Genomic DNA, 5317 nt, shown 5'->3' with positions numbered 1-5317 from the left:
GGGGCGCGTGACGGCGGAGGCGCGGAGGATTGTAAACCGGGTTCTGCGGGGGAACGTGCCGCAACCGTACTACGGGGGGAGTACAGGTTGAGGAAGCCGAGGGAGGGCGGCCCACTTTCATACACCGCGTCCCTGGCCTCCACATCTTGGACTTCGACATACGGGTAGACGGCAGGCCGGCCCCGGCTATAATCACCTCTATTGTGCTCTACGCTGTTAATAACTACGACTTGTTGAAGAAGGCGGGCTCCGGCGTCTACTTCTACGTGCCTAAGGTGCAGACCGCCGACGAGGCTTTGGTTGTGGAGAAGATCCTCCGCCGTGTGGAGGACAGGCTGGGGCTGAGGCGCGGCGAGTTAAAAATCGCGATGCTGTACGAAGAGGCTAGGGCCGGCCTGCACCTGCCGGTCATCTTCTGGATTTGGAGGGAGAGATTTGTGAAGAGCAACAACGGGCGCTGGGACTACCTGGGCTCCCTGATAGAGATGTGGAGGGATGAGGCAGTGTACCCCGACCCCCAGAACATCACCATGACGCACCCCATCATGATGGCGTATCAGAAGTACAACGCCCTTATGTGCCTAATGGCGGGCCTCGGCAGAGACGGGAGGCTAAACGCCGGGCCTGTGGGCGGCATGGCCGCGGTGATGCAGTACAGGCCGGACGACCCCTACCAGAGAAACCGCTTTAACGCCAGGGCGCTTAGGGCCATATGGCTGGACAAGCTTAGGGAGAGGCTTATAGGCCTCATCTTCTACACAGAGGAGCTCGTCAAAAAGGTGGCTCTGAAAGATATACTAGAGGGCAAGGTGAGGGGGAGGCTGTACAACCTGTTCCGCCAGAGCTGGGTGGCGACCCCCGAGGAGTCTTACGTCAAGGCTGGGAACGAGCCGCTGAGGGCTAGTCTAGAGGAGCTACAGGCCATGATAAACAGGCCGGTTAAATACGTCGAGGTGGACGGCGTTAAGATACCGGCTGTCGACAGCGGGTTGACGGAGCAGGAGAGGGCCCTCTTCCAGAGGCTGGGTCTCATAGACGAGGCTGGCAACATAACGCCCTTGGTTATACGCCCCGACATGCTGGACACTCCGGAGAAGCTTTTCAACAACCCAGAGCTGTGGGGCGGGAGGGATCTGTGGACTGCCCTATATGAGCCGCCTAAGGGCGACATCACGGCCGAGCACATCCAGCACGCCTTCTACATGGCGGCTAACTACGGCTTCCAGCTCCTCAACGGCAACCTAGCCGCCGCCATAGACGACTACGAGCTCGGCCAGAGGTTTATGAACGACCTCGCCACCTGCCGCATATTCTCCACCTGGCTGTGGACTGTCCTCCGCCACAAAGCCGCCGTTACGAAAGACGGCGCGTTTAAGGGGCCTGGGAGGACTAGCCTCGGAGTCATACCGGCCGAGGACCGGGTCAAGATACCCGCCGGCACGCGCTTCACCGAGGAGCTGTTTGACAAGCTGTGGGATCTCCACATGGAGTGGACCTACGCCTTCTACGACGACCTCGACCGCATAGCCGCAGAACGCGTGCTGGGCCGCTTCGCCGGGGATGTCAAGAAGATACTAGCCGAGGCATACAGGGCTGGGCCGTTTAGATACTTATCGCCTAGGGAGGCGGCGAAGAGAGTCGCAGAGGCGGTGCGTATTGACGAGGTGGAGAGGGCCGTGGTGGAGAACCAGCCGAGGTTTGACAGATCCTTCGCCTCTGTGATTATGGAGATACTAAAGGCAAAGCTGAAGTCCTCCATATATTTACAACACAGCGGCAGGCTGATAATGGCGCTGTCGCCGCTACCAGATGAAGAAAGAGACCTCGTGCTCAGGGCGCTGTTCACACCTAGAGAGGAGGTAGAGAGAATGGTCAAGGATGGCAGGTTAAAGCCCTCTGTCCTCGAGCTATATGACTCCATACACGACATTAGATAATATATATAAGAGGTGGTTTAGTATCGCCATGGAGTCGTCCACTAGCTGGATTTTTTCACTACGTAGCTTAGTTCTGTCTTCTCTCAGGGATAGAGGCCTTCCGATCCCCGTCGACAGAGAGATCTGTAGCGGGTGGCAACGGGGGCTCCCCTCCGGCCCCAGGGAGACGATGTTGTACACGTCCTGTATGTATCAAATGACTCCGGTGATTCAGAAAGCTGTGGAGAATTTGGAGAAATTCGGCGCGACGCGGGGAGGCGCCGCGGCTAAGGTGGCCGCCGTCGCGGCGAGGTATTTCGGCGGCTTCGTCCTGAGGCCAGATAAGGAGCATCTGGAAAGGGCGTACAGCATTCTGAGAAATATCTACAACATGCTTAGGAAGAGCAACGTAGAGGTTGGCTTACTGCCCGACGAGCCCTACTCCGGGGCTCTGCTCTACGAGCTTGGATTCGTGGAGGACTTCGCCAGCTACGCCGCCGAGGTTTATAAATACTTCAAGGAGAGGGGGGTGCGCCGGGTTATTACCGTGGATCCACATACTCAATACGTGTTGGAGAAGATCTACCCCCAGTACGTGCCGGAGTTTGATTTAGATGTGCGTAGCTACCTTGAATATATAGACGTGTCGAGAGTCAAGGTGAAGATAAGTGGTTTTGCAATACACGACTCGTGCCTCTACGCGAGGTTCCTCGGGAAGTACGACTTAGTTAGGAGGATACTCGCCGGGGGCAACCCCGTGGAGGATCCCTACGTCACCGGGAGGGAGACTTCTGGGTGTTGTGGAGGGCCAGCTGAGTCTATCAACCCGCAACTCGCCACGAAAATTGCGCTGGGGAGGGCCAAAAAGCTCGCGGGGCTCTCCAGAACTGTTGTATCGGCCTGCCCGATATGCCTCGCCAACCTATCCAGGACCGGGATCGTGGAGGTGAGAGACCTCGCCGAGGTTGTGGAGCTATGAGTTGGGAAGTGGCTATCGAGCGGGCCAAGTCATCCATTGTGCCGAGGACGTACGACGTTTTGAAGAGATATCCCTACCTCCAGGAAATCAGGAGACAGGTTAGAGAGGCTAAGGAGGAGGTAGTAAAGAACCTCGACCACTACATCGAGGAGACTAGAAAGGCGGTGGAGAGGATAGGAGGCCGCTTTTACCTCGCCGGCTCAGCCCAGGAGGCCACCGAAATTGCGGCGAAGATCGTGGGAAGCGGAAAAGTCGTGGTTATGAGCAAGAACAACGTCGCAGAGGAGACTAAGCTACGTGAGAGGCTCGAGGCCGCTGGGAACGAGGTCTGGGAGACAGACCTGGGGGCGTTTCTTGTGCAGATCGCCGGGGACGAGCCGTCCCACATACTGGCACCCGCTGTGCATCTCACCAAGGAGAGGATTGCCCAAGTGCTGAGGGAGAGGCTGGGCATGGCGGTGCCCCCCGACGCCGTTGAGATAGCGGCGCGGGTCAGGGAGTTTCTCCGGGATAAGTTCATCAAGGCGGATGTGGGCATCACAGGCGCCAACGCAATTGCGGCCGACACAGGCGCCGTGGTGCTGGTGGAGAACGAGGGCAACATTAGAATGACCTCCGTCCTCCCGCCGGTCCACATAGTTTACGACGGGGTTGACAAAATCGTGCCGACTCTCGTAGTCGCCCAGCTGACGGCCGACCTCCAGTCGGCGTATGCAGGCCTGTACCCGCCGACGTACATTAACATATCCGCCGGCCCCAGCTCAACCGCCGATATAGAGATGACCAGAGTCTCGCCGGCGCAGGGGCCGAGGGAGTACCACATGGTGCTTGTGGACAACGGCAGGAGGGCCGCCGCCCGCGACCCCGTCCTCTGGGAGGCGTTGCTGTGCATAAGATGCGGCCGTTGCCACCTCCACTGCCCCGTCTACTGGGCCCTCGGGAAGGAGTTTGGAAAGCCGCCCTACACCGGCCCCATGGGCGTGATGTGGACAGCGGTGACCCGCGGGGTGAAGGAGGCTGGCCCCCACGCGTTGAAATGCGTCCACGCCGGAAACTGCAGAGAGGTGTGCCCTATGGGCATAGACATCCCCAAAGTAATCCACGAAGTTAGGAAGAGGTATCTGAAGCTACTCCCAGCGGCCTCCCAATAAGTCTTTAAAACATCTACCCGAGGAAGATAGGCAACCCCCTTGGATCGCCTCGTCAAATCTCTCTGGTGCAATAGGTTGAGTCTCCAAAAGGCTGATTACTGCGTCTTGGGGTAGTCGAAGTAATTCACAGCGAGTTAACCGCTGGGCGGTAGCTCCATCCCTCTGGTGCTGTCAGTGGTGGGTTTGTGGACACAGCAGGTTCAATACGGCTACGTGCTGGCCTAGTCTAGCTACTATGGTCAACACCGTGGCGTGGTGGAGAAGTGGAAAAAGCACGGTTTTACCTCCCTTACCGTGTCTTGAGGAGCTTTATGAATTCTCTCATCCAAGCCGGGTTGTCGGGCCAGGCCCTGGAGGTCACCAGGTTGCCATCTACCACAACCTCCTGGTCTACCCATGTCCCCCCGTTGTTTTCCACCTCAGGCCTTACTGCGATGTAGCTCGTCATTTTTCTACCTTTTACGACGCCGGCGGCGGCGAGTATGAGAGGGCCGTGGCATATTGCGGCCACGGGCTTGTTTCTTTCAAAGAAGTGTCTAACAATTCTCTTCACGTCTTCGCTGGCGGCGACTCTCACGTATTCAGGCATCCTGCCGCCCGGTATCACAAGGCCGTCGTATTCCTCTGGCTTCACATCTGATAGGGGCTTCTCTACCCATGGGAAGTTGTAGCCGGGCTTCTCCGTGTATGTTTCCCAGCCCTGCTCAAAGTCGTGCACCACTGTCTTCAGAGTCTTTTTGCTTGGAGCCGCGACATGGACCTCAAACCCCTCCTCCTTGAGCCGGAAGTAGGGGTAGAAGATTTCAAGCGCCTCTACGGCATCGCCGCCTATAATTAATACCTTCTTTGCCATGATACAGGCTCTGTAGGTCTATTTATATGTTAATAGAGGTGGCAGGCGACGAATCTGCCGTTTTTAACCTCTCTCAGCGCTGGCTCCTCGCGGTCACATTTCCCTTTTATTGCCACTGGGCAACGTGGGTAGAACCTACAGCCCGGTGGCGGGTTTATGGGGCTCGGGGGCTCGCCCTGGAGGAGTATCACCTTCCTACTCCTAGCCGCCTTGGGGTCTGGGACGGGTAGCGCAGATATGAGGGCTTGGGTGTAGGGGTGCAGCGGTTCTTTTATCACGGCGTCTGCGGGGCCTAGCTCTACGATTTTGCCCATGTACATAACAGCGATCCTGTCGCTCATGTACCTCACCGCGCCAATGTCGTGGCAGATAAATAGATAGGTAAACCGGATCTTTATCGTTACTTTTATTTATCGCG

3 protein-coding genes and 2 pseudogenes are annotated in these 5317 nt (G+C 57.3%); 3 read left to right on the top strand and 2 right to left on the bottom strand.

Features of this window, described 5'->3' with window-relative positions:
- The 3 genes and pseudogenes from ACP5J3_RS10535 to ACP5J3_RS10525 form a co-directional block, all read left to right on the top strand.
- Positions 1-1937 (top strand): annotated as a pseudogene (locus ACP5J3_RS10535) (malate synthase); the annotation flags it as partial.
- 28 nt (positions 1938-1965) lie between these two features.
- Positions 1966-2895, top strand: coding sequence for a heterodisulfide reductase-related iron-sulfur binding cluster (locus ACP5J3_RS10530; RefSeq protein WP_428495653.1), 930 nt, complete (start codon positions 1966-1968; stop codon positions 2893-2895).
- Positions 2892-4046: an LUD domain-containing protein gene (locus ACP5J3_RS10525; RefSeq protein WP_428495652.1), complete on the top strand. Its 1155-nt coding sequence runs from the start codon at positions 2892-2894 to the stop codon at positions 4044-4046. Before ACP5J3_RS10530 ends, ACP5J3_RS10525 begins: the two co-directional genes overlap by 4 nt.
- A 289-nt stretch (positions 4047-4335) precedes the next feature.
- Here the strand turns inward: ACP5J3_RS10525 and ACP5J3_RS10520 are convergent, their stop codons facing one another.
- Together ACP5J3_RS10520 and ACP5J3_RS10515 are read right to left on the bottom strand one after the other, a co-directional pair.
- The gene (locus ACP5J3_RS10520; RefSeq protein ID WP_428495651.1) at positions 4336-4899 is read right to left on the bottom strand and encodes a DJ-1/PfpI family protein; all 564 of its coding nucleotides are present in this window, start codon (positions 4897-4899) and stop codon (positions 4336-4338) included.
- Positions 4900-4928: 29 nt separating this feature from the next.
- Positions 4929-5294, bottom strand: a pseudogene (locus ACP5J3_RS10515) (oligopeptide/dipeptide ABC transporter ATP-binding protein); the annotation flags it as partial.
- Positions 5295-5317 lie beyond the last annotated feature (23 nt).

The sequence above is a fragment of the Pyrobaculum sp. genome, assembly GCF_049971835.1.
Classification (GTDB): domain Archaea; phylum Thermoproteota; class Thermoprotei; order Thermoproteales; family Thermoproteaceae; genus Pyrobaculum.
The sequence above is the reverse complement of the archived record's forward strand: the minus strand, read 5'-3'. Positions and strand labels throughout refer to the sequence as shown.

What these genes read in the sequence shown, in the direction of transcription:
- ACP5J3_RS10520 (WP_428495651.1), bottom strand. Translation starts at nt 4,899, where the DNA reads ATGGCAAAGAAGGTATTAATTATAGGCGGCGATGCCGTAGAGGCGCTT.
- ACP5J3_RS10525 (WP_428495652.1), top strand. Translation starts at nt 2,892, where the DNA reads ATGAGTTGGGAAGTGGCTATCGAGCGGGCCAAGTCATCCATTGTGCCG.
- ACP5J3_RS10530 (WP_428495653.1), top strand. Translation starts at nt 1,966, where the DNA reads ATGGAGTCGTCCACTAGCTGGATTTTTTCACTACGTAGCTTAGTTCTG.